21 protein-coding genes are annotated in these 23,405 nt (G+C 60.7%); 4 read left to right on the top strand and 17 right to left on the bottom strand.

Going from position 1 to position 23,405, the window contains the following annotated elements; genetic code table 11:
- Positions 1 to 200 precede the first annotated feature (200 nt).
- Positions 201 to 3,404 carry a ribonuclease E gene (gene rne / locus AC3Y64_RS20560; protein WP_489985074.1) on the top strand — a complete coding sequence of 1,068 codons (3,204 nt, stop codon included), beginning with the start codon at positions 201 to 203 and terminating at the stop codon, positions 3,402 to 3,404.
- 192 nt (positions 3,405 to 3,596) lie between these two features.
- Here rne and AC3Y64_RS20565 read toward each other — a convergent pair whose 3' ends face one another.
- The 12 genes from AC3Y64_RS20565 to AC3Y64_RS20620 all read right to left on the bottom strand — a co-directional run bounded on the left by AC3Y64_RS20565 (position 3,597) and on the right by AC3Y64_RS20620 (position 15,135).
- Positions 3,597 to 4,193, bottom strand: a complete 597-nt coding sequence (locus AC3Y64_RS20565; RefSeq protein WP_489985075.1) for a nucleotidyltransferase family protein — start codon at positions 4,191 to 4,193, stop codon at positions 3,597 to 3,599.
- Positions 4,190 to 5,170, bottom strand: a complete 981-nt coding sequence (locus AC3Y64_RS20570; protein WP_489985076.1) for an XdhC family protein — start codon at positions 5,168 to 5,170, stop codon at positions 4,190 to 4,192. The genes AC3Y64_RS20565 and AC3Y64_RS20570 overlap by 4 nt, the downstream gene beginning before the upstream one ends.
- Complete coding sequence (locus AC3Y64_RS20575; RefSeq protein WP_489985077.1) at positions 5,170 to 7,491, bottom strand: xanthine dehydrogenase family protein molybdopterin-binding subunit; 2,322 nt, start codon at positions 7,489 to 7,491, stop codon at positions 5,170 to 5,172. Before AC3Y64_RS20575 ends, AC3Y64_RS20570 begins: the two co-directional genes overlap by 1 nt.
- Complete coding sequence (locus AC3Y64_RS20580; RefSeq protein WP_077574083.1) at positions 7,488 to 7,958, bottom strand: (2Fe-2S)-binding protein; 471 nt, start codon at positions 7,956 to 7,958, stop codon at positions 7,488 to 7,490. The genes AC3Y64_RS20575 and AC3Y64_RS20580 overlap by 4 nt, the downstream gene beginning before the upstream one ends.
- 321 nt (positions 7,959 to 8,279) lie before the next feature.
- Complete coding sequence (murB, locus tag AC3Y64_RS20585) at positions 8,280 to 9,299, bottom strand: UDP-N-acetylmuramate dehydrogenase (RefSeq protein WP_489985078.1); 1,020 nt, start codon at positions 9,297 to 9,299, stop codon at positions 8,280 to 8,282.
- On the bottom strand, positions 9,296 to 9,760 hold the full coding sequence (locus tag AC3Y64_RS20590; RefSeq protein ID WP_064391519.1) for a low molecular weight protein-tyrosine-phosphatase: 465 nt from the start codon (positions 9,758 to 9,760) through the stop codon (positions 9,296 to 9,298). The genes murB and AC3Y64_RS20590 overlap by 4 nt, the downstream gene beginning before the upstream one ends.
- A complete protein-coding gene (kdsB, locus tag AC3Y64_RS20595) occupies positions 9,760 to 10,524 on the bottom strand; it encodes a 3-deoxy-manno-octulosonate cytidylyltransferase (RefSeq protein WP_489985079.1) in 765 nt (254 codons plus the stop codon). Before kdsB ends, AC3Y64_RS20590 begins: the two co-directional genes overlap by 1 nt.
- Positions 10,521 to 10,706, bottom strand: coding sequence for a Trm112 family protein (locus AC3Y64_RS20600; protein WP_003174668.1), 186 nt, complete (start codon positions 10,704 to 10,706; stop codon positions 10,521 to 10,523). Before AC3Y64_RS20600 ends, kdsB begins: the two co-directional genes overlap by 4 nt.
- 22 nt (positions 10,707 to 10,728) lie before the next feature.
- Entirely contained in the window at positions 10,729 to 11,739 is a 1,011-nt protein-coding gene (lpxK, locus tag AC3Y64_RS20605; RefSeq protein ID WP_489985080.1) for a tetraacyldisaccharide 4'-kinase, read from the bottom strand.
- Positions 11,739 to 12,167 carry an ExbD/TolR family protein gene (locus AC3Y64_RS20610; protein WP_158953735.1) on the bottom strand — a complete coding sequence of 143 codons (429 nt, stop codon included), beginning with the start codon at positions 12,165 to 12,167 and terminating at the stop codon, positions 11,739 to 11,741. Before AC3Y64_RS20610 ends, lpxK begins: the two co-directional genes overlap by 1 nt.
- On the bottom strand, positions 12,164 to 12,799 hold the full coding sequence (locus AC3Y64_RS20615) for a MotA/TolQ/ExbB proton channel family protein (protein ID WP_042560451.1): 636 nt from the start codon (positions 12,797 to 12,799) through the stop codon (positions 12,164 to 12,166). Before AC3Y64_RS20615 ends, AC3Y64_RS20610 begins: the two co-directional genes overlap by 4 nt.
- A 101-nt stretch (positions 12,800 to 12,900) precedes the next feature.
- Positions 12,901 to 15,135, bottom strand: a complete 2,235-nt coding sequence (locus tag AC3Y64_RS20620; RefSeq protein WP_489985081.1) for a DNA internalization-related competence protein ComEC/Rec2 — start codon at positions 15,133 to 15,135, stop codon at positions 12,901 to 12,903.
- 136 nt (positions 15,136 to 15,271) lie between these two features.
- On the opposite strand from AC3Y64_RS20620, the gene AC3Y64_RS20625 reads away from it, so the two are divergent.
- Positions 15,272 to 15,790 carry a DUF2062 domain-containing protein gene (locus tag AC3Y64_RS20625; RefSeq protein WP_489985082.1) on the top strand — a complete coding sequence of 173 codons (519 nt, stop codon included), beginning with the start codon at positions 15,272 to 15,274 and terminating at the stop codon, positions 15,788 to 15,790.
- 156 nt (positions 15,791 to 15,946) lie between these two features.
- Here the strand turns inward: AC3Y64_RS20625 and AC3Y64_RS20630 are convergent, their stop codons facing one another.
- The 4 genes from AC3Y64_RS20630 to AC3Y64_RS20645 all read right to left on the bottom strand — a co-directional run bounded on the left by AC3Y64_RS20630 (position 15,947) and on the right by AC3Y64_RS20645 (position 19,105).
- A complete protein-coding gene (locus AC3Y64_RS20630) occupies positions 15,947 to 16,726 on the bottom strand; it encodes an ABC transporter permease (RefSeq protein ID WP_008087860.1) in 780 nt (259 codons plus the stop codon).
- Positions 16,723 to 17,655, bottom strand: coding sequence for an ABC transporter ATP-binding protein (locus tag AC3Y64_RS20635; protein WP_158953743.1), 933 nt, complete (start codon positions 17,653 to 17,655; stop codon positions 16,723 to 16,725). Before AC3Y64_RS20635 ends, AC3Y64_RS20630 begins: the two co-directional genes overlap by 4 nt.
- Before the next feature lie 123 nt (positions 17,656 to 17,778).
- A complete protein-coding gene (locus AC3Y64_RS20640) occupies positions 17,779 to 18,402 on the bottom strand; it encodes a glutathione S-transferase family protein (RefSeq protein WP_489985083.1) in 624 nt (207 codons plus the stop codon).
- 43 nt (positions 18,403 to 18,445) lie between these two features.
- Positions 18,446 to 19,105, bottom strand: a complete 660-nt coding sequence (locus AC3Y64_RS20645) for a transglutaminase-like domain-containing protein (RefSeq protein WP_489985084.1) — start codon at positions 19,103 to 19,105, stop codon at positions 18,446 to 18,448.
- A 248-nt stretch (positions 19,106 to 19,353) separates the two neighbouring features.
- Between AC3Y64_RS20645 and AC3Y64_RS20650 the strand changes: the two genes are divergently transcribed.
- Together AC3Y64_RS20650 and AC3Y64_RS20655 are read left to right on the top strand one after the other, a co-directional pair.
- Positions 19,354 to 21,801, top strand: a complete 2,448-nt coding sequence (locus AC3Y64_RS20650) for an acyl-CoA dehydrogenase (RefSeq protein ID WP_489985085.1) — start codon at positions 19,354 to 19,356, stop codon at positions 21,799 to 21,801.
- Positions 21,802 to 21,875: 74 nt separating this feature from the next.
- The gene (locus AC3Y64_RS20655; RefSeq protein WP_158953751.1) at positions 21,876 to 22,283 is read left to right on the top strand and encodes a PA2817 family protein; all 408 of its coding nucleotides are present in this window, start codon (positions 21,876 to 21,878) and stop codon (positions 22,281 to 22,283) included.
- Between the two features lie 102 nt (positions 22,284 to 22,385).
- On the opposite strand, the gene AC3Y64_RS20660 is transcribed toward AC3Y64_RS20655, so the two are convergent.
- Positions 22,386 to 23,384 (bottom strand): LysR family transcriptional regulator, encoded by a 999-nt coding sequence (locus AC3Y64_RS20660; RefSeq protein WP_489985086.1) that lies wholly within the window; start codon positions 23,382 to 23,384, stop codon positions 22,386 to 22,388.
- Between the last annotated feature and the right edge of the window lie 21 nt (positions 23,385 to 23,405).

Here is a 23,405-nt window from a genome sequence, read left to right on the forward strand (position 1 = left end):
GCCACTGGTTGATTCCTCCTCCTGACTGAGTGCTTAAGTAGCCACAGCAAGCAGGACGCGTACGTCGCGATATCGGCCCAATTGGTCGCACATCGCTGGACACGGGAATGGCCAACCACTCCCGACGCACCTGACACCGACCGTGAGAAGTCGTGTGTGCCGAACGCCGTTTCCGGCAGCCCGGAAACCGACGGTACTACATGAAAAGAATGCTGATTAACGCAACTCAACCCGAAGAGTTGCGTGTTGCACTGGTAGATGGCCAACGCCTCTACGACCTGGACATCGAATCCGGTGCACGCGAGCAGAAAAAGGCCAACATCTATAAAGGCCGTATCACTCGCATCGAACCGAGCCTTGAGGCTGCCTTTGTCGATTTCGGCTCCGAGCGCCACGGCTTCCTGCCCCTCAAAGAAATCTCCCGCGAATACTTCAAGAAAGCCCCTGAAGGCCGCGTCAACATCAAGGACGTCCTGAGCGAAGGCCAGGAAGTCATCGTTCAGGTCGAAAAAGAAGAACGTGGCAACAAGGGCGCTGCCCTGACCACCTTCATCAGCCTGGCCGGTCGTTACCTCGTGCTGATGCCGAACAACCCGCGTGCCGGCGGTATCTCCCGTCGCATCGAAGGTGAAGAGCGCAACGAACTGCGCGAAGCGCTGAACGGCCTGGTTGCACCGGCCGACATGGGTCTGATCGTGCGCACTGCCGGCCTGGGCCGCAGCAGCGAAGAAATGCAGTGGGACCTCGATTACCTGCTGCAACTGTGGACCGCCATTAAAGAAGCCTCGCTGGATCGCTCCGCGCCATTCCTGATCTACCAGGAAAGCAACGTGATCATCCGCGCCATCCGTGATTACCTGCGCCAGGACATCGGCGAAGTGCTGATCGACAGCGTTGAAGCCCAGGACGAAGCCCTGACCTTCATCCGCCAGGTGATGCCGCAGTACGCCAGCAAGATCAAGCTGTACGAAGACAGCGTTCCGCTGTTCAACCGTTTCCAGATCGAAAGCCAGATCGAGACCGCTTTCCAGCGCGTCGTTGAACTGCCTTCCGGCGGCTCCATCGTTATCGATCCGACCGAAGCTCTGGTGTCCATCGACATCAACTCGGCGCGCGCCACCAAAGGCAGCGACATCGAAGAAACCGCTCTGCAGACCAACCTTGAAGCCGCCGAAGAAATCGCCCGTCAGTTGCGCCTGCGCGACATCGGCGGCCTGATCGTCATCGACTTCATCGACATGACCCCTGCCAAGAACCAGCGCGCCGTGGAAGAGAAAGTCCGCGAATGCCTGGAAGCCGACCGCGCTCGCGTGCAGATCGGCCGCATCTCGCGCTTCGGCCTGCTGGAAATGTCCCGTCAACGCCTGCGTCCATCCCTGGGCGAAAGCAGCGGCATCGTCTGCCCGCGTTGCAACGGCACCGGCATCATCCGTGACGTTGAATCGCTGTCGCTGGCGATCCTGCGCCTGATCGAAGAAGAAGCCCTGAAAGACCGCACTGCCGAAGTACGCGCTCAGGTGCCGATCCCGGTCGCTGCGTTCCTGCTCAACGAAAAACGCAACTCGATCACCAAGATCGAACTGCGCACCCGTGCCCGTATCGTCATTCTGCCGAACGATCACCTCGAAACGCCGCACTTCGAAGTTCAGCGTCTGCGTGACGACAGCCCGGAAGCCGCGACCAACCAGTCCAGCTACGAGATCGCTGCTGCCGCTGCCGAAGTCGAAGAAGTCCAGCCAGCCGCTGCGACCCGCACCCTGGTTCGCCAGGAAGCCGCGGTCAAGACTGCCCCGGCTCGTGCCAATGCTCCGGTTCCGACCGAAGCCGCCGCACCAGTCGCCGCTGCACCGGCCCCGGTTGCCGCGCCAGAGCCAAGCCTGTTCAAAGGTCTGGTGAAGTCGCTGGTCAGCCTGTTCGCCACCAAGGAAGAGCCAGTTGCCCCGGCCGTGGTTGAAAAACCAACTACCGAGCGTCCGGCCCGCAACGAGGAGCGTCGCAACGGTCGTCAGCAGAGCCGCAACCGTAATGGTCGCCGCGATGAAGAACGCAAGCCGCGCGAAGAACGTGCACCTCGTGAAGAACGTGCCCCACGCGAGCCGCGCGAAGAGCGCGCACCACGCGAAGCCCGTGAGCCACGCGAAGCTCGTACCGAAGCGCCAGCAGCCCGCGAAGAACGCGCACCACGCGCCCCTCGTGAGGAACGTGCACCACGTGCGCCGCGTGAAGATCGCAAGCCTCGTGGCGAGCGTGAAGAGCGTGTACGTGAACTGCGCGAGCCACTGGACGCCGTTCCAGCTGCAGCCGCCGCTGTTGCCGTGACCGCTGAAGAGCGTCCGGCCCGTCAGCCACGTGAAGAGCGCGCACCGCGTCAGCCGCGTGAAGAGCGTCAACCGCGTGCCGAGCAGGCCGCTGCTGCCGTCGCTGAAGAAGAAGTAAACACCAACGAAGAGCAACTGCCGGAAGACGGTTCGGAGAGCGCCGAAGGCGATCGCCCACGTCGTCGTTCGCGCGGTCAGCGTCGTCGCAGCAACCGTCGTGAGCGTCAGCGTGATGCCAACGGCAACGTGATCGAAGGTTCGGAAGAATCCGAAGCCGGCGAAAACGCTGAAGAGCCAAGCACTGCCGATCTGGCCGCCGGCCTCGCTGTGACCGCAGCCGTTGCCAGCACCGTGATCAGCGCTCCGGCCGAAGCCCAGGCCCACGAGCAAGCTGAACGCGCCACCGCAGCCGTTCAGGAAACTCCTGAAGTGGAAGCGCCGGTTGTTGAAGCGACTACTCCGGTAGAAGTGGTTGCTGCTCCGGAAGTCGAAGTGGCACCGGTTCAGGAAACCCTGCCTCAGGTAGAGCCAGCGCCGTTTGTGGTTGCCGAGCCGGTGGTTGAAACCGTCGCTGAAACCGTGACCGAAACCGTGCGTGAAGTTCGCGAAGAGCAGACCGCTTTCAACTGGGTTGCCGAGCCGACCGTGACCGAAGCACCAGCCCCTGTTGCTGAAGCTGAAGTCCCGCAAGCCATGGTTTCCGAGCCAGTGGTTGTGGCTGCCGAACCTGCTCCAGCGCCAGTCGTTGAAGCGCCTGCGGTTGAAGCGCCAGTAGTTGCCGAAGCGCCAGCCCCAGTGGTTGAAGCACCGGCTCCGGTCAGCGCCCTGACCCCTAGCGGCCGCGCGCCAAACGACCCGCGTGAAGTGCGTCGTCGCAAGCGTGAAGAAGAGCGTCTGCAGAAGGAAGCCGAACTGGCTGCCGCTGCTGCTCCGGTCGCCGAAGTGGTCGAGGCAACTCCTGCCCCGGTTGCTGAGGAAGCGGTTGTCGAAGCTGTGATCGCTGAAGCACCACGCTCCGTACAGGACGCTGTTGAGCAACACCAAGAAGCCGAGGAAAAAGAACACGAGCCTAAACCTCTCGTGTAATTCCCGAAGCCGTTAAAAAGCCCCGCCAGGTGAAAACCTGGCGGGGCTTTTTTTATGCCTGCAGTTTAAGCCTTAACGCTATCCCCTGTAGGAGTGAGCCTGCTCGCGATAGCGGTGGTTCAGATAAGTGTGCGTCAACTGACACACCGCTATCGCGAGCAGGCTCACTCCTACAGGGGATCTATGCATGGCTCAGGATTGGGGAAATACCAGAGATTCAGGCACATCGATATCCCACAGCACCCCAGGATCATCGACGGCAATCTCCACCACCCTGCCCTGCTTGAACAACGGCCTCGCCCCGCGATCACCACTCAAAGCCTGCAACCCGACACCAAACGACCGCCCAAACCCAACCGGGTGGCCATACTCGCCCTCCTGCACCGGCACGCTCACCGCATCATCGGCAATGGCCGCGACCACCCGCTCGATACTCGACGGCAAGATAAACGGCATATCCCCCAGCACAATCAACCAGCCATCGGCGTCCGGGCAAGCGGCGACACCGGCGGCAATGCTGTCACCCATGCCGGTCGAGTCGATCGAAACGATATCGCAACCGTACGCCTGCGCCATGCGCATGGCCTGTGGGCGTGCTTCGGTCGTGACCAACACGCGTTTATCAAGACTCGGCGGCAAATTCACCAATACCTGCTCGATCACCGAACGCACCGCGCCATCCAGCCCGGTGCAATCGGCAAGCAACTTGTCCTTGTCAGCGCCCGCCACCTGGCGAAAGCGGCGGCCCTCGCCTGCCGCCAGGACAATCACTGCGATGGATCGACTCATGCGTCCTCCAGTGTTTTCTTCTGTTTCAATTCGACGCCGTTCTTGATCGCGACAATTTCCGCCAGCAACGACAAAGCGATTTCCGCCGGCGAATGACTGCCGATGTGCAAACCGATCGGCCCGTGCAGGCGATCAATCGCCTGTACCGACAAGCCTAGCTGAGCCAGATTCTCCCGGCGCTTCTGACTGTTGACCCGCGAACCGAGCGCGCCGACATAGAAGGCTGGCGAATCCAGCGCCGTCAGTAGCGCCATGTCATCCAGACGTGGATCGTGAGTCAACGCGACAATCGCTGTGCGTTCGTCGGTCTGGATACTCAACACCGCGTCGTCCGGCATGCCCGAGACGAAACGCCCGTGATGCTCCTCCCAGCCATAGACGAATTCGGTGCGCGGATCGCAGATCAGCACCTCGAAATCCAGCAACCGCGCCATGTCTGCAACGTAGCGCGACAACTGTCCGGCGCCGATCAACAACAATCGCCAACGCGGGCCGTAGATGGCTCGCAGGGTTTTGCCGTCGAACGCCAGAGAGTCGGATTTACTCGCCGTCGCCAGAACCACTTCACCGGTTTCGATGTTCAGCTCGCGAGCGACAATCTCATGAGCCTCGCAACGCGCCAGCAATTCGGCAACCCACGCTGGATCGCCAACCCGCTCTTCGGTCAGCCGCAACGTGCCGCCGCAAGGCAAACCGAAACGCGCCGCCTCTTCACGGGTGACGCCGTAAGTGATCAGTTGCACCGGCGGCCCATCAGTGGCGATCCGCCCATCGTGCAGACGGGCGATCAAGTCATCCTCGACGCAGCCGCCCGATACCGAACCGATCACCACGCCATCCTCACGCAACGCCAGCATGGCACCGGGCGCCCGAGGTGCAGTGCCCCAGGTTTGCACGACACTGAACAACACCACCTGCTGTCCGGCGCGGCGCCATTCCAGGACGCTGCGCAGCACGTTGAGATCGACGCTGTCCATCAGGCGCCTGCCTTCTGCCAGTCCTGCAACTGATAGCGCACCGGCAGATTGCGAATACGTTTGCCGGTGGCCGCGAAGATTGCATTGCACAGCGCCGGGGCAATCGGCGGCACGCCCGGTTCGCCGACGCCGCCCAACGGCACGTCGCCCGGTGGCGTCACCAGATGCACCGCGACTTCCTTCGGTGCCAGCGACATGCGCGCCACTTCGTACATATGGAAGTTGTCCTGCTGGACCTTGCCGTCCTTGAAGCTGATTTCACCCAGCACCGCATTGCCGAGGCCCATCACGCAGGCGCCTTCGAACTGCGAGCGAATGCGCTCAGGGTTGATCTGCGGCCCACAATCCACGGCAATATCAGCTTTGTGCACGATCAGCGAACCATCGTCCTTGACCTCGACTTCAATCACCGCCGCCACGTAGGTGACGAAGCTGTAATGCACGGCCAGACCCAGTCCGCGGCCCTTGGGCAGCTTGCGCCCCCAACCGGCTGCCTTCGCAGCCGTTTCCAGCACGGTGCGCATGCGCCCGGTATCAATCGGATAACGCTCGGGAGATTCACCGTAGTTCCACTCTTCGCTCAACGTGCGCGGGTCGATCTGCCGATCCGGGCCAAGCAGTTTGATCTGGTACTTGAGCGGATCTTCGCCGGCCTTGTGCGCCAGTTCATCGACAAAACTCTGAATGGCGAAACCATGGGGAATGTTCGACACCGAGCGATACCAGCCAACCCGCATGTGCACGGTCGCTTCGGGGTTTTCCAGGCGCACATTGGGAATCGCGTAGGCCATGTTGGTGAAACCCATGCCCAGCTCGAAAGCGGCTTCATGGTTCATGCCCGGCGCGAACAGTGCAGTGATGCTCGGTGCCACGGTGCGATGCAACCAGCCGGACGGCATGCCGTCCTTGCCGACGCCTGCCTTCAGATACTCGGCGGACACGGTGTGGAAGTACGAGTTATGGATGTCATCTTCACGGGTCCACTGCACGCGCAGCGCTTTGCCGGGGAACTCCTTGGCAAGGATCGCCGCCTCAACGACGAAATCCGGCTTGGATTTACGTCCGAAACCACCGCCCAGCAGCGTGACGTTAAAGGTGACGTTATCGAACGGCAGACCAAGACGTTCAGCGATTCGCTCGCGGGTGACTTGCGGCGCCTGACTTGGTGCCCAAGCTTCGCAGACGCCGTCCTGGTAACGGGCGATGGCGACCATCGGCTCCATTGGGGCCTGCGCCAGATGCGGCAGGTAATACGAAGCTTCGAGGGTGCTGGACGCGCCACTCAACGCCTTGTCGATATCGCCAGTGTTGCGCACCACTTTGCCGGCTTTCAGCGAGGCGGCTTCCAGCTCCTTGCGATAGGCAATCGAGTCGTAACTGGCATTCGGGCCATCGTCCCACTTGATTTTCAACGCTTCGCGGCCCTTGATCGCCGCCCAGGTATTGCTGGCCACGACGGCCACACCGCCCAATGGCTGAAACTCCGAAGGCAGCGGACGACCTTCAATCTGAACCACTTTGAGCACGCCGGGGACTTTCAGCGCGGCGCTGTCATCCAGCGATTTGACCTTCCCGCCGTAGACTGCCGGGCGGGCGATGGTCGCGTACAACATGCCGTCAAAATGTACGTCGGCGCCGTACACCGCACGACCGTTGACGATGTCGTCGCCATCGATGGCTTTGGTACCTTCCTTGCCGATGTAGCGAAATTCCGATGGCTGCTTGAGGCGCAGACTGTCACGCGCTGGCACCGCCATTGCACTGGCGGCAGCGGCCAGTTCGCCATAGCCCAGTTCACGACCGGACGGTTTATGGATGACTTTGTGCAGCTGCGCATGGCATTCGCCGAGCGGTACTTTCCACTGCGCAGCCGCCGCTTGCTCAAGCATCGTCCGGGCCGCCGCGCCGCAACGCCGCATTGGTTCGTACCAGTGGCGCATGCTGCGCGAACCGTCGGTGTCCTGATTACCGAAACGCACTTCATCGCCCGGCGCCTGTTGCACTTTGACGTGGGCCCAATCGGCGTCCAGCTCATCGGCAACCACCATGGTCAGACTGGTGCGCACGCCCTGGCCCATTTCCGAGCGATTGCACACCACTGTCACCGTGCCGTCGGCGGCAATGCTGACATAGACTTTCGGATCATCGATCCAGCCGTTGGGCATGCCGTCGGCGCCGAATTTCTTTTCCTTCTCGTCGGCCAATGCATCCTGCCAGCCCCAACTCGCGGCCAGCACCAAGGCGCCCGTCGCGCCGACGCCTTTGAGGAAACCGCGGCGACTGAGATTGCTCAGAGCGAAGTCATTCGGAAGGTGGCTCATGCTTTCGCCTCCTTCAAATGCGTGGACGCCTGACGGATAGCGGTTTTGATCCGGTTATAGGTGCCGCAGCGGCAAATGTTGCCGACCATGGCCTCTTCGATCTGCTCGTCGCTCGGGTTCGGGTTGGTTTTGAGCAATGCTGTGGCCGACATGATTTGCCCGCCCTGACAGAAACCGCACTGCGCGACAGCCGTGTCGAGCCAGGCTTGCTGAACGACTTGGCCGACCGGGTCAGCGTGAAGGTTGTCGATGGTGGTGACGTTCTGGCCGACGACCGAACCTATCGGCGTGATGCAACTGCGCGCCGGCAAACCGTCGATGTGGATGGTGCACGCGCCACACAGGCCCATGCCGCAGCCGAATTTGGTGCCGTTATAGCCGGCAACGTCGCGGATAGCCCAGAGCAGCGGCATGTCTTCCGTGACATCAAGCGAATGGTCTTGGCCATTGAGTTTCAGGGTAATCATGGGCACGCCCGCATATTTTTGGTGGTTATGGGGTCGAGCAATCTGCCGCCGTTGAATCGGCGGTGGTTCACGCAGATCGACTCAGGCTAATAAGGCTCTCTTGTGCCGACGCGAACGTCTGCACCGGGCCTTTGGTGGAGCAAATGACGGCTATCGTTAGCTCGCTAAGTTAACCCAACATTAACGAAAAAGCCCTGCTGAGACAGGGCTTTTTAGTGGCGAGCTTTTAGCTACAAGCTGCAAGTAAAAGCAGTAGCTGGATCATGTTGCAGAGATTGTAGCTTGCCGCTCAAAGCTTGAAGCTTGAAGCTCGCCGCTGCTTCAATACCGATTGGGCTCCATTTCCAGTTCGACATTGAAACGTTCTGCAATGTCTTTCTGAATACGTTGCGCCAGATCGAACAATTGCAGGCCGGTCGCCGTGCCGTAGTTGACCAACACCAGCGCCTGCAATTTATGCACGCCGGCATCGGCTTCGCGGAAACCTTTCCAGCCTGCGCGTTCGATGAGCCAGCCAGCGGCCAGTTTCATCTGCCCGTCCGGTTGCGCGTAGGCCACCACATCCGGGTGCTGCGCTTTGATCTGCGCGACGACGGCCGCCGACACCAGCGGATTTTTGAAGAAGCTGCCGGCATTGCCGAGCACCGCCGGATCCGGCAGTTTTTCACTGCGGATGCTGCAGATGGCGCGGCTGACGTCGGACGGCGTCGGTTGCTCGATGCCCTGCTCGCTCAGGCGCTGACGCACCGGGCCATATTCCAGATGCAGATGCGCGACGCGATTGAGCGTGAAGCGCACGCGCAAAATCAGCCAACGCCCCGGCTGCTGTTTGAACAGGCTGTCACGGTAGGCGAAGTTGCATTCTTCCAGGGTGAAATCGCGCAGCTCGCCGGAGTGGCGATCCAGCGCGGTGAGCCCGGCGAACACATCTTTGATCTCGACACCGTAGGCGCCGATATTCTGCATCGGCGCAGCGCCGACGGTGCCCGGGATCAGGCTGAGGTTTTCCAGCCCGGAAAAGCCCAGTGCCAAGGTGTGCTGCACAAACGGATGCCACGGCTCGCCGGCTTCAGCTTCGATCACCACACGGTTGCCATCGTCGCTGATCACGCGAATCCCCCGCGTGGCCATGCGCAAGACCAGCGCCGGGATATCTGCGGTCAACAGCAAGTTGCTGCCACCGCCGATCACCAGCAATGGCACGTCATGCGCCGTGGCATAAGCCAATGCCTCGCGGACATCGGCGTCGCTGTGGGCCTCGGCGAACAGTTGCGCGCGGACATCGACGCCAAAACTGTTGAACGGTTTCAGGGAAACCTGCGGTTGCACCTGCAAACTCATAACCGGCCCTTCACTTCGATCAACAATTGGTCACAAGCCGCTTCAATCAGATCCAGCACCTGCTCGAAACCCTGATCGCCGTCGTAATACGGGTCCGGCACTTCATCGACCAACCCGGCATAGCGGCGCAGGAACAGATCCAGCTCGGCTTTGCCGGTGGACGGTTGCAGGGCTTTGAGGTTGCGCAGGTTGCTGTTGTCCATGGCCAGAATCAGGTCGTAACTGGCGAAGTCGGCACGGCTGACCTGCTGCGCGCGTTGCGCCGACAGGTCATAGCCGCGCACTTTGGCGGCGGCTTGGCTGCGTTTGTCCGGCGGATTGCCGACGTGCCAGTCACCGGTGCCGGCGGAGGCCACTTCGACCTGATCTGCCAGCCCGGCTTCACGCAGTTTATAGCGCAACACACCTTCGGCCGTGGGCGAACGGCAAATGTTGCCCAGGCACACAAACAGAACGCGCATCAGGCCCCCAGCAGGCGACGAACGCGCTCGAGGTCTTCAACGGTGTCGACACCGGTCGGCGGCGCGATCAACGCATCGGCAACGTGAATCCGCACGCCGTGCCACAGGGCACGCAGTTGCTCAAGGGATTCGGTGTTTTCCAGCCAGCACGGGCCCCAGCTAACGAAGTCGTGAAGGAAACCGGCGCGGTAGGCATAAATGCCGATGTGGCGACGGTACGGCACGCCTTCCGGCAATTGCTCGCGGCTCTTGGCGAACGCATCGCGCGCCCACGGCAAGGTCGCACGGCTGAAGGTCAGCGCCAGACCATTGAGGTCGCTGACGACTTTGACCACATTCGGATTGAACAGGGTTTCGACGTCTTCGATCGGCTCAGCCAGGGTGGCCATGCGCGCTTCGGTGTGGGCAGCGAGGTTGGCCGCCACCTGATCGATCACGCTCGGCGGAATCAGCGGCTCGTCACCCTGCACGTTGACCACGATCGCGTCAGGCTCAAGGCCCAGTTTCGCTGCGACTTCAGCCAGACGATCGGTGCCGGAATTGTGATCTTCACGGGTCAGCACCACTTCGGCGCCAAAGGCCTTGCAGGCCTCGACGATGCGCGCATCGTCAGTGGCCACCACCACGCGGGTCGCGCTGCTTTTGCTCGCCTGTTCCCAGACGTGCTGAATCATTGGCTTGCCGGCGATGTCCAGCAGCGGCTTGCCCGGCAGGCGGGTCGAGGCGAAACGCGACGGGATGACAACGGTGAAGGCGGTGGTCATTTATCCAGACGCTCGTCGGTGGTCAGGGTGCGGGCTTCGCTTTCGAGCATCACCGGGATGCCGTCGCGGATCGGGTACGCCAGGCCGGCGCCCTTGCTGATCAGCTCGGTCTTGTCGGCGCTGAGCTTGAGCGGGCCTTTGCAGATCGGGCACGCGAGGATGTCGAGCAATTTGGTGTCCATGAACTTTCCCTGGATAAAAGAATTAAGGCAAAAGCCGATCGGGTAACAGGCGCATCAGCTGTGTGTCGAACCAGGCCACGAAGGCCGACGACGGCACCGCATCGACCGCCAGATACCACCAGTCGGCAGCAGCGAAGGCACGGCACTTCACCGCGTCCTTTTCGGTCATCACCAACGGCAATGACGGTGTGAAATTCAAGGCCTGCACGCTGTATTCGGCGTGATCGGCAAACGCGTGCGGGACTGCTCGCCAGTCTAGCGCTTCAAGGGTATTGAAGAAACGTTGCGGATTGCCGATCCCGGCGACCGCGTGCACGCTCTGGCCGGGCGCAAAGTGCTCGAGCGGCTTGCGCTCGCCGCTGCACAGGTTGACCAGCGCCGTCGGCTGCAGATGGAAAGCGAAACCGTCGTCGCGATCGGCGGTGGCGCCGTTGAACAGCACGCCGTCGACACTTTGCAAACGCTCGATCGGCTCACGCAGCGGGCCTGCCGGCAAGCAGCGTTTATTGCCCAGACCACGAGCCGCGTCGATCAGCACCAGTTCCAGATCCCGCGCCAAACGGTAATGCTGCATGCCGTCATCGGAGAGGATCAGATCCAGCGGTTCGCTGGCGAGCAAGGCTTTGACGGCGGCGCTGCGATCAGGATCGATCATCAACGGTACGCCGGTACGCTGGACGATCAGCAACGGTTCGTCGCCAGCGATATCGGCGCTTTGATCGGCCTCGACGCGCCACGGCAATTGCGGTGGTTTGGCGCCGTAACCACGGCTGACCACGCCAACGCGCAAACCACTGCGCCGGCAATGCTCGATCAGCCAGAGGATCATCGGCGTTTTGCCAGTGCCACCGACGGTAATGTTGCCGACCACAATCAACGGCACCGGCGGCTGGTAGATCTCGCCTTCACCGTCGAGAAAACGCTGACGTTTGCTGACCACCACGCGGCGGTACAACAATTCCAGCGGCCGCAGCAACGCCAGGGCCGGGTGCCCCTGATACCAAGCGGCGAGCAAGCGATCGGACAGGCTCATCAGGATTTCGGCGCAGCCTCAACCGTGGTCATGCGCAAATGGCTGAAACCGAGCTTGCCGGCCGCGTCCATGGCGGTGATCACTGATTGATGCTGAGTCTTGCCGTCGGCACTGATCGACAACGGCATATTGGTGTCACCGTTGGATTCTTTCTGCATGGCTTCCATCAACGTCGCCAGATCGTTTTTCGGCAGAATCTTGTTGTTCACCGAAAACACGCCTTCGGCGCTGATGGCGACATCCAGTTGCTTGAGCTGCTGGTCTTCGGCCGGCGAGCCGCTGACCGCTTCCGGCAGATCCACGCGCAACTGGGTTTCGCGGGTGAACGTGGTGGTCACAACGAAAAACAGCAGCAGGATGAACACCACGTCGATCAGCGACGCGAGGTTGATGTCCACGGTTTCCCGGGGCTTGCGACGGAATTTCACGCGCGGCCCTCGGCCAGGTCGACGTCACGGTCGCCCTGCACCACTTCAACCAGTTTGATCGCTTCCTGCTCCATGCCGACCACCAGTTCATCGATGCGGCGCTGCAGGAAACGGTGGAAGAACACCGCCGGAATGCCGACCATCAGGCCCGCAGCCGTGGTGATCAGCGCTTTGGAGATACCACCGGCCAGAACGGAAGCATTGGTGGTCATGCCGGAGCCGGTGAATGCGCTGAAAATATCGATCATGCCCAGCACCGTGCCGAGCAGACCCAGCAACGGTGCCATGGCGGCGATGGTGCCGAGCGCATTGATGTAACGCTCCAGCTCGTGAATGACGCGGGCGGCGGCCTCTTCGATGCACTCCTTCATGATCTCGCGACCGTGCTTGGAGTTGGCCAGACCGGCGGCGAGGATTTCCCCCAGCGGCGAATTGGCGCGCAATTCCTTGAGTTTTTCTTTATTGAGCTGCTTGTCCTTGATCCAGACCCAGACCTGGCCCAGCAGATGCTCGGGGGTGACGCGACTGGCGCGCAGGGTCCACAGACGCTCGGCGACAATCGCCATGGCCGCGATGGAACTCAAAATGATCGGCAACATCATCCAGCCGCCGGATTTGACCAATTCCCACACAGTGACAGTCCCCTCGAAAAAGTGCGCCACTTTACCATACCGATCCGCGATTAAGACCCGCCCCTCCGACGACCGTGATGTGCCATCCATGCTGGCACCGATCAACGGGCGGGCACAGGCGGATCGCGCCAGAAACGCCGTTGTTGACGCATCGTCCGCGGCGCTTTGAAGCGGCCCAGTTGCAGATGGATGGCGCCCTGCTCGGCGCTGTCGTAGATGCGCAGGCCTTGTTTGCGATAGCGCGCCAGCACGGTCGGGTGCGGATGGCCGAAGGAGTTGCCGTGGCCTCGGGAGATCAGCACCGACTCGGGCTGCAAGCCTTTGAGCAAGGCCATTGACGAGGAACTGCGGCTGCCGTGGTGAGGCGATTGCAGCCAGTGCGTCGGCACGGCCAACGGGCTGTCGAGCAGGTCACGTTCGGCGTGGCTGTCGATGTCCCCGGTCAGCAGCAACCGCTCGCCATTGGCTTCGATCCGCAACACGCAGGAGCGTTGATTGCTGTCGTGGGCATCCGCCCATTGCCAGAGCTGAAAGCGCACGCCGTCCCATTGCCATTGCGCGCCACTTTCGCAGGCTTCAGCGCTCAACTCGGCGGGCAGCCCCGGCGGATCGCCGCTCAATACCCGGGCGACCTTCATGCCACGTGTAATCGCTAGCGCACCGCCCGCGTGATCGGCATCGGCGTGACTAATCAGCATCAGATCGAGTTTCTCCACGTTGAGTTTGCGCAGCGCCGGCAACACCACACGTTCGCCGAGATCGAACTCGCCGAAGCGTGGGCCGGCGTCGTACAACAGCGTGTGGTGACGGGTTCTGATCAGGATCGCCAGACCCTGGCCGACATCCAGCTGCCAAACATCGGCCAGGCCCTCGTTCAAGCGCTCGCGCGGCGGCACCACCAGAATCAGCAGCAATGGCCAGCCCAGCGCTCGCATCGGCACTCCGCGTGGCAACAGCAACAACACCGCGCCGAGGCAGCCAATGGCCCAGACCGAAACGGGTATCGAAGGCGCAACCCACGCAGGCCATTGCCCGGCAATCAGCGCCAGCGCGCGAAACAGCCAATCGATCAAGCCACCCGCCAGCCACAGCAGCCCTTCGCCGACATAAGGCACCGGCAACAATAAAGTCCCGAGCAGCGCCGGCGGCAGCACCAGCAGACTGACCCAAGGCACAGCCAACAAATTCGCCAGCGGCCCGCTCAGACTGATCGGCAGGTTCAGCGCCAGCAGCACCGGACATAAACCGATGGCGATCAACCACTGCGCGCGCGTCCAGGTCTGCCACCAGCGCCACGCGCCCAAGCGACCGCCAAAGGTGAAGATCAGCACCGCCACCGCTGCAAACGACAGCCACAAACCCGGACGCAGACTGGCGAGCGGATCGAGCAACAGCACGCCGTTAAAGGCCAGCAACAGCGGCCACCACGCCCCCAGATGGCGAAAACGCAGACGCCACAACAGCACCAACCCGACCATCACGCAGGCGCGCTGCACGGGCACGTCGAAACCGGCGAGCAAGCCGTAACCAAGCGCTGCTGCAAACGCCAGTCCACAAGCCCACGGCAACCAAGGCCAGCGCAACGGCCAAAGTCCATAACGAGCCAGACCGGCGACCAGCAAATACATCACCGCCGCCAGCATCCCGATGTGCTGTCCGGAGATCACCAGCAAATGCACGGTGCCGGTGTCCTGCAGAATCTGCCAATCCTCACGACTAAGCGCCGAACCGTCGCCGAGCACCAGCGCCGCCAGGGCTCCGGCCCTACCGTGTGCGTCCACCGCAAGCAAACGCTGACGAATGCCGTCGCGCCAGGCCCAGCGGGCTTCGCTGAGGCGCTGGCCATCCTTGATCGTGCCCGTGGCACCGATGCGTTGCGCCAACAGCCACGCCTCATGATCGAAAGCGTCCGGGTTGAGCAAACCGCCGGGGCGTTTGAGTTTGACCGCCAGCCGCCAGCGCTCACCGCTGTTGACCGGCGGCCCGGCGTACCAGGCCATACGCATCCGTGTGGGCAATTCTTCATGACGCGAGCGTGCATCAGCCAATTCGAAACGCACCACGCCGTCCGCGTTTTGCGGCAAGCCGACCACCCGTCCTTCGAGCCAACGGGTTTCGCCATCCAGACGGGCTGGCAGTCGATCATTCAACGCCCACTGCGCGCTGACACAGGCCCATGTGAAGCCGAACAGCAAAAACGCCAACGGATAGCTGCGAAACGGCAGCAACAGCAAACCCAACACCGGCAACAGCAACATCCACCCGACCGGCGGCAATGCCGGTAAAAACATCGGCACCAGCAGACCGACTGCCAGCGCCATCATCCCTGTGCGCATACGCCCGTCCTTGAGAGTCCCGCACTTAGGCATAGCGGGTGTCGGGCACGTCCGTCGTCAACAATTGTCACAAAGTCTGAATGGGCGCTTCGTAGAATCCAGACATACTTGCCGCCTTAACCGACCGAGAAGCCTTATGCCCCGGCGCTTATTCAAACGTTACATGCCCGATCCGACGAGCATCAGGGAACACAAATCCTTACGCTTTCTCGGCAAGTTGCTGCATGACCCGAACCTCTGGCATCTCAATCGCCACTCCGTTGCGCGGGCGATGGCGGTCGGTTTGTTTGCCGCTTTCCTGCCGATCCCAGCGCAGATGCTGGTGGCGGCCGCCCTTGCCGTCACCGTGCGCGGCAACATGCCGATCGCCGTCAGTCTGGTCTGGCTGACCAACCCGATCACCATGCCGGCGGTGTTTTTCTGCACCTATCAGGCAGGCGCGTGGTTGATGGATGTGCCGGCACGACATCTGCCGGACGAGCTGACCTGGGAATGGATCAGCGGTGAGTTGTCGACGTTGTGGCAGCCGTTTTTGCTCGGCTCGGTGGTGGTAGGGCTGGTGCTTGGCGCCCTCGCCTATTTCGGGGTGATGATGTACTGGCGCTGGTGGGTGGCGCGGCAATGGGCACGGCGCAAGAAGAGCAGAATGCGCTGAATGCAAAACGGCCTCCGCAGTGGGAGGCCGTTTTGTTTTGTGCAATCCGGTTTGACGCTATCGCTAGCAGGGCTAGCTCCCACAGGGGGTTTCAGCGCGACATAAATCCAGTGTGGGGCTAGCCCTGCTAGCGATTGCAGGCAACGCGGTCTCGGATCAGGTCCGCATCCCGCGCCCACTCACCAGCAACCGTGCACAACCGAGATACAACACCACCGTCGCCACCAGCATGAAGGTAATCGCGATGCCGATCTTGATGTCCGACACACCCAGAATGCCGTAGCGGAACGCATTGACCATGTGCAGCACCGGGTTGGCCAGCGATACGGTCTGCCAGAACGGCGGCAGCAAGGTGATCGAGTAGAACACGCCACCCAGGTAGGTCAGCGGGGTCAACACGAACGTCGGGATGATCGAAATATCATCGAAATTGCGCGCAAATACGGCGTTGATGAAGCCCAGCAGCGAGAAGATCGTTGCTGTCAGCACCACCACAAGGATGGTCACGCCGAGGTGATGCACCTGCAAATGGGTGAAGAACAGCGACAGAATCGTCACGATCACGCCCACCATCAGGCCACGCAACACGCCGCCAATGGTGAAGCCAATCAGAATCGTGTGCGGCGACACCGGCGACACCATCAATTCCTCGATGGAACGCTGGAACTTGCTGCCGAAGAAACTCGAGACCACGTTGCCGTAGGAGTTGGTGATCACCGACATCATGATCAGCCCTGGCACGATGTACTCCATGTAGGTGAAGCCACCCATGTCGCCGATCTGCCGGCCGATCAGATTGCCGAAGATCACGAAGTACAGAACCATGGTGATCGCCGGCGGCAGCAGGGTCTGCGGCCAGATCCGCGTGAAGCGTTTGACCTCGCGGTAAACGATGGTCTGCAGGGCGACGAGGTTGGGACGGAATTCAGAACTCATACCGCCACCTTCGACAGATTTTTCTCCACCAGGGACACGAACAGCTCCTCGAGGCGATTGGTTTTGTTGCGCAGGCTCAGCACTTCAATGTTCTGCAGCGCCAATTGGCTGAACAGCGCCGTGATGCCCATGGATTTGTCGACCTGAACTTCCAGCGTATGGGCGTCGATCAACCGAGCTGGATAGCCGAGCAATTGCGGCGCGGCGCTCAAGTCGTTTTTCAGGTCCAGCAAGAAGGTTTCCACGTGCAGCTGGCCCAGCAATTGTTTCATGCTGGTGTTTTCGACAATGGTGCCGTGGTCGATGATGCCGATGTTGCGGCACAGCTGCTCAGCCTCTTCCAGGTAATGGGTGGTGAGGATGATGGTGATGCCTTTCTGGTTCAGCTCGGTAAGGAACGTCCACATCGAGCGGCGCAGCTCGATATCGACGCCTGCGGTCGGTTCATCGAGGATCAATAGACGTGGTTCGTGCACCAATGCGCGAGCAATCATCAAGCGTCGCTTCATGCCGCCGGACAACGACCGCGACGGCACGTCACGCTTGTCCCACAGGCCCAGTTGCGTCAGGTACTGCTCGGCGCGTTCCTTGGCGATCTTCGCCGGAATGCCGTAGTAACCGGCCTGGGTCACGACGATGTCGAAGGTCTTTTCGAACTGGTTGAAGTTGAATTCCTGGGGCACTACGCCGATCGAGCGTTTGAGCTGCGCAGGATTTTTGTCGAGGTCATTGCCAAAGATATTCACCGTGCCGCTGGTCTTGTTCACCAGAGTCGAGAGAATGCCGATGGTCGTTGATTTGCCGGCACCGTTGGGGCCGAGCAAGGCGAAAAAATCACCTTCGGCGACGTCCAGATCGATACCACTCAAGGCCTGGAACCCGTTGCCGTAGGTTTTGGTTAGCTGCCGGATGGACAGAGCGGAACTCATATCTGATTTACGCACCATTGAAGGAAAAAAGGAGACGGCGGCGAGGGATCGAACCGCAGCGCAAGTGCGCAATGGTGCTTGCCGCCGCCGTACAAGTACAGTCAAGTGTGTCGATAGTAGGTATTAAGTCAACGCGGTCATAACCGCTTTTTGGTAGGCCGGACGTTGCTTCAGGCGTTCGTACCAGGCTTGCAGATGCGGTTGCGCGGCGCGTTCGATGGGCATTTCGAACCAGGCATAAATGAAACTGCCGAGGGGAATATCGCCCATGCCGATGTCTTTTCCCGACAGATACGGTTGGCTGGCCAATGCCTCGTCGGCCATGCTCAGCAACTCGTTGCACTCTTTGATCGCGGCGTGAATGGCCGTCCAGTCCTGCTGGTCAGCCGGTGTGCGCAAGACACCCCAGAACACCGTGCGGAAGGGACCGGCGAAACTCGACGTGGTCCAGTCCATCCACTTGTCGGCGATGGCACGGGCTTGCGGATCAGCTGAATACCAGGCGCTATCGGACGCATGTTTGGCCAGTAGATAGCGCACGATGGCGTTGGATTCCCACAGCACAAAACCGTCGTCTTCGATCACCGGCACTCGGCCATTCGGGTTCATCGCCCGGTACTCGGGCGTGTCGACTACGCCAAATGCGCCACCGGCATCGATCGCCTCGTAAGCCAGGCCGAGTTCTTCAGCGGCCCACAACGGCTTCCGGACATTCGATGAGTTTTTCCGTCCCCAGATCTTCAGCATGACCGCCTCTTTTCAAATGCGTGGGCAGGCAGCATACGCCGGATCAGACGCGGCTCACATCACTGTGCATATCGCCCAGCAATGGCGGTTGCTGATCGGTGAACAGATGCGGATAGCACTTTTGCAGATGTTCGAAGAAGAAGGTTTCCGGCACATCAGCGAATTGGCCGTGATCGACCAGATACTCCATCAACTGCGCGCCATCACGGTTGAACGGATGGAAAACGCTGTCGTCGATGCCGTTGAATTCCAGCGGCGCGACGTTGAACAATTCGCAGAGTTTCTGGTTGAACGCCGGTGTGGCTTTTACCCAACGGTCGTTGAGGAAAAACTCGGTGTAGCCGTGCATGGCGAACATGTCGCTTTTCAGCAATTCAAGCAGACGTGGCGTCGATAAATGATTTTTCACGTCAGCCAGACCGATCCGCGCCGGGATCCCGCAATGCCGCGCGCAACCGGCGAGCAGCGTGGCTTTCGGCACGCAGTAACTCTCCCCCGTCGCCAACGCATAGCTGCCGCGCAAGGTCTGCGGATCACGACTGAAAGTGTAAGGGTTGTAGCGCACGGCCTCGCGCACCGCGTAATAAAGACTGATCGCCTGCGCCAGCGGATCACGGCTGGCACCACGGTGCTGTTCGGCGAACTCCACCACCGCCGGGTGGTCACTATCGATGAAGCGGCCGGGACTCAGATACTCGTGCATGACGACAATCTCCTGGATGAGCCTGGAGTCTAGCGACAGCTCAAGCACAGAGATAACGACGTTTCGGCCAAACTTGGACGCAAAGACGCGGTTTGATCGAACGATTTCCCACACGCGTTGCCCACCGAACCTACGAAAACCATCCGGGGTTTCCCACGATTTCAATCACCTTGGTCTGACCACCCGGTTTTGCAGATGCCGTCTAAGCTCTGGAGGGTCGATTTGCCTTGGTTCACGGAGGACTGAATATGCTGTTGTTGTGGATACTGGTTTTGCTGGTCGGCGTGGCGTATCTCGCCCACCGGCGTGTTTCCCCTCTGCCCGCGTTGGGCATCGTTGCCGTCTATCTCTTGGCCATGGGTATTTTCAGTCACGCACCGGGCTGGCTGCTGCTGGTGTTCTGGGTCGTGCTGGCCGTAGTCGCCGCGCCGTTGCTGCTGCCTGACCTGCGCCGCAAACATTTCACCGCGCCGCTGTTCAACTGGTTTCAGAAAACCCTGCCGCCGATGTCGCAGACCGAGCGCGACGCGATCGATGCCGGCACCGTCTGGTGGGATGGCGAGCTGTTCAGCGGCCGTCCGGACTGGGACAAACTCCTGGCCTATCCGAAGGTGCAACTGAGCGAAGAAGAACAGGCGTTCATTGACGGCCCGACCGAAGAACTCTGCGCCATGGTCACCGACTGGCAGATCGGCCAGTCGATGGACTTGCCGCCCGAAGCCTGGACGCACATCAAGGAACACGGCTTTTTTGCCCTGATCATTCCGAAAGAATTTGGCGGTAAAGGCTTCTCGGCCTATGCCCACTCGCAAGTGGCGATGAAACTCGCGACCCGCAGCGGTGACCTCGCCTCCACCGTAATGGTGCCCAACTCCCTCGGCCCGGCCGAACTGTTGCTGCATTACGGCACCGATGAACAACGCAATCACTACCTGCCACGCCTGGCTCGCGGCGACGACATCCCGTGCTTCGCCCTCACCGGCCCGCTTGCCGGCTCCGATGCCGGGGCGATGCCCGACACCGGGATCATCTGCAAAGGTCAGTGGAAAGGTCAGGAAGTCATTGGCCTGCGCCTGAACTGGGAAAAGCGCTACATCACCCTCGGCCCCGTGGCCACTTTGCTCGGCTTGGCGTTCAAGGCCTATGACCCGGAACATTTGCTGGGTGACAAGGAAGACCTTGGCATCAGCCTGGCGCTGATTCCGACTGATACCGATGGTGTCGAGATCGGTCGTCGTCACTTGCCATTGGGTGCGGCGTTCATGAACGGCCCGAACTCGGGCAAAGACGTGTTCATTCCGCTGGACTACCTGATCGGCGGCCAAGAGATGCTCGGCAAAGGCTGGATGATGCTGATGAACTGCCTGTCGGTCGGCCGTTCTATTTCGCTGCCGGCAGTCGGCACCGGTGCGGCCAAGTTCACCAGTCTGGTCACTGGCCAATACGCGCAGATTCGTGAGCAATTCAATGTGCCGCTGTCGGCGTTCGAAGGCATTCAGGAAGCCATGGCACGCATCGGCGGCAACGCGTGGATGATGGACGCCGCACGAATGCTCACCGCCAACGCGGTGGATCTCGGCGAGAAACCCTCGGTGCTGTCGGCGATCCTCAAATACCACCTGACCGAACGCGGTCGCGAATGCATCAGCCACGCCATGGACGTGCATGGCGGCAAGGCGATCATCATGGGCCCGAACAACTACCTCGGGCGCAGCTGGAACGGTGCACCGATTTTCATCACCGTGGAAGGCGCGAACATTCTCTCGCGCAACCTGATGATCTTCGGTCAGGGCGCGATTCGTTGCCATCCATTCGTGCTCAAGGAAATGGCCCTCGCCGGTCGCGAGGACAAGGATCAGGCCCTTAAAGAGTTCGATGGCCTGCTGCTCAAGCACATCGGTTTTGCCGTGAGCAACGCCGCCAGCACGCTGGTGTTGAACCTGGGTTTCGGCCACTTCGAACGTGCGCCGGGCGACAAGATCAGCCAAGGCTACTTCCGTGCACTCAATCGTCAGGCTGCGGCGTTCGCCATGCTGGCTGACTTCAGCATGATGCTGCTCGGTGGCGAGTTGAAACGCCGCGAGCGTCTGTCGGCACGCCTGGGTGATGTTTTGAGCAATCTGTATCTGGCGTCCGCCGCGCTCAAGCGTTATCACGACCTGGACTCACCGGCGTACATGGAGCCGTTGTTCCGCTGGGCGATGGAAGAAAGCCTCGGTCAGTCGGAACGGGCGCTGGATGAATTGCTGAGCAACTTCCCGAACAAAGTGTTTGGCTGCCTGCTGCGGGTGATCGTGTTCCCGTTTGGCCGTCGTCACAAAGGCCCGTCGGACAAACTCGGCGCCGAAGTGGCTGGCGTAATCGGTCGCGCCAAGGGCGATCCGGCGCTGGAAGAACTGCTTGCCGGCTGCTATCGCCCGCAATCGGCAGACGATGCGGTGGGTGCGCTGCAGCACGCCAGCGATCTGCTGAACGCCGCGCAACCGTTGCACAAGAAGCTGCACACCTCGCTGAAAAGCGGTCAGGTCAAACCAACCGCAGGCGAACACGCCATCGACGCGGCGCTGGAGGCTGGTGTGCTGCAACCGGTGGAAGCGCAAAGTCTGCGTGATGCCGAAGCGGCGCGACGCAAGGTGATCGATGTCGATGATTTCGACAAAGAAGAGCTGGCACAGGCAGAGGGCAAAGTCCGCTGATCCTGACAGGCATGTCAATGCGCGCGCGGGAGCTTTATACTCCCGCGCCCGTTTTGCTCTTGAGGACTTATCTCGTGTCCAACCTCGTTGCCGACCATCTTGTTTTGCTCGACCACCTGCGCAGTATTCTGGTCGCCGTAGGTGAGGCCGATCAGGTTCCCGAAGAAAGCCATGCCTTGTTTCTGGAGCGCTTCGACGAATTGCTGGCATCCTTGCCGATCGATCCGATCGAAAGCCAATACCTGGGCCAGGACATCCTGACTCAAGTGATTTCTCGCTACCCGCAAATCGCCCACCTGATCCCACGGGATCTGCTGTGGTTCTTCGCTGGCGACTGCCTGCACTACCTGTCCGATGAAGAAATCGACCTGTATCAGGCGCTGGAAGAACGTCGCTACGAAGCCGAACAGAACGACGAACCGTTCGACTGGAATCAGGAAAAACAGCTGATGGCGATGTCCGCGCAGGACAGCAAGCACTGATTCAGTTTGTTGGTTGAAGATCAAAAGATCGCAGCCTTCGGCAGCTCCTGCATTGACCGCGTATGTAGGAACTGCCGAAGGCTGCGATCTTTTGCTTTTGCGCTAAAACAACCCCTCGCTTTCAGGTAGCTCGTACGCCATCGCGGTGTTACTTGCATTGCCCGGCTTACCGGGTTTACTCAGGGTCGGTTCCTTCTCCAGGCACTCCACCAGAAAATCGATAAACACCCGCAACTTCGGCGGCAAGTACCGGGTGGGCGAGTGCAACAGCCAGAGCCCGCCGTGGTAAGACGCGAGGAATGTCCAGTCTGGCAGCACCTGCACGATCAACTTTTGCTCCAAGGCATAACGCGCTGTGAAATACGGCAGGCTGCCGATACCGATGTGCTGCAATACCGCGCCCAAACGCACACCCGTGTGATTGGCGGCATAGCGACCGCGCACGCCAACCGTCACTGCTTTACTGCCCTTCTTGAATTTCCAGCGCGCATCGCTCGGGGTCTCGCCCAGATAGATGCAGCTGTGATTGAGGAGGTCATGCGGGTGAGTCGGCGTACCGTGTTCGGCCAGGTATTGCGGCGTCGCGCAGAGCAAGTGGTCGATGGTCAGCAATTGCCGCCCGACCAATCCCGCCGGTGGCCGGTCGGTAATGCGAATCGCCAGGTCGACATGATCGTCAATCAAATCGACCTGCCGGTCTTCCAGCAATAACTCGACATCGACCTTGGGATATCGCCGCAGAAACTCCGGCATGTGCGGGTGAATCACAAAACGCCCTACCGCTTTCGGCACGCTGACCCGCACCAGCCCTTCCGCTTCGTGGGTGAATTGGCCACTGATTTCCATCACTGATTTCGCGGCGCTGACCATTTCCTGACAGCGCTTGAATACCTCTTCCCCGCCGTCGCTCAAGCGCAGTTTGCGCGTGGTGCGTTGCAGCAACCGCGTGGCCAGGGCTTTTTCCAGCCGCGAGATGCTGCGGCTGACCGCCGATGGCGATGAGCCGAGTTGCCGAGCCGCTTCAGAGAAGCTGCCCGTCTCGACGACCTTGACGAAAATCGCCATTTCACCCAGCAATGGCAACGGCAGATTGATGCTCACGGCGCACAAGTCCTTTGATGT

It is taken from the genome of Pseudomonas sp. 4CAES_32.4 (assembly GCF_058136335.1).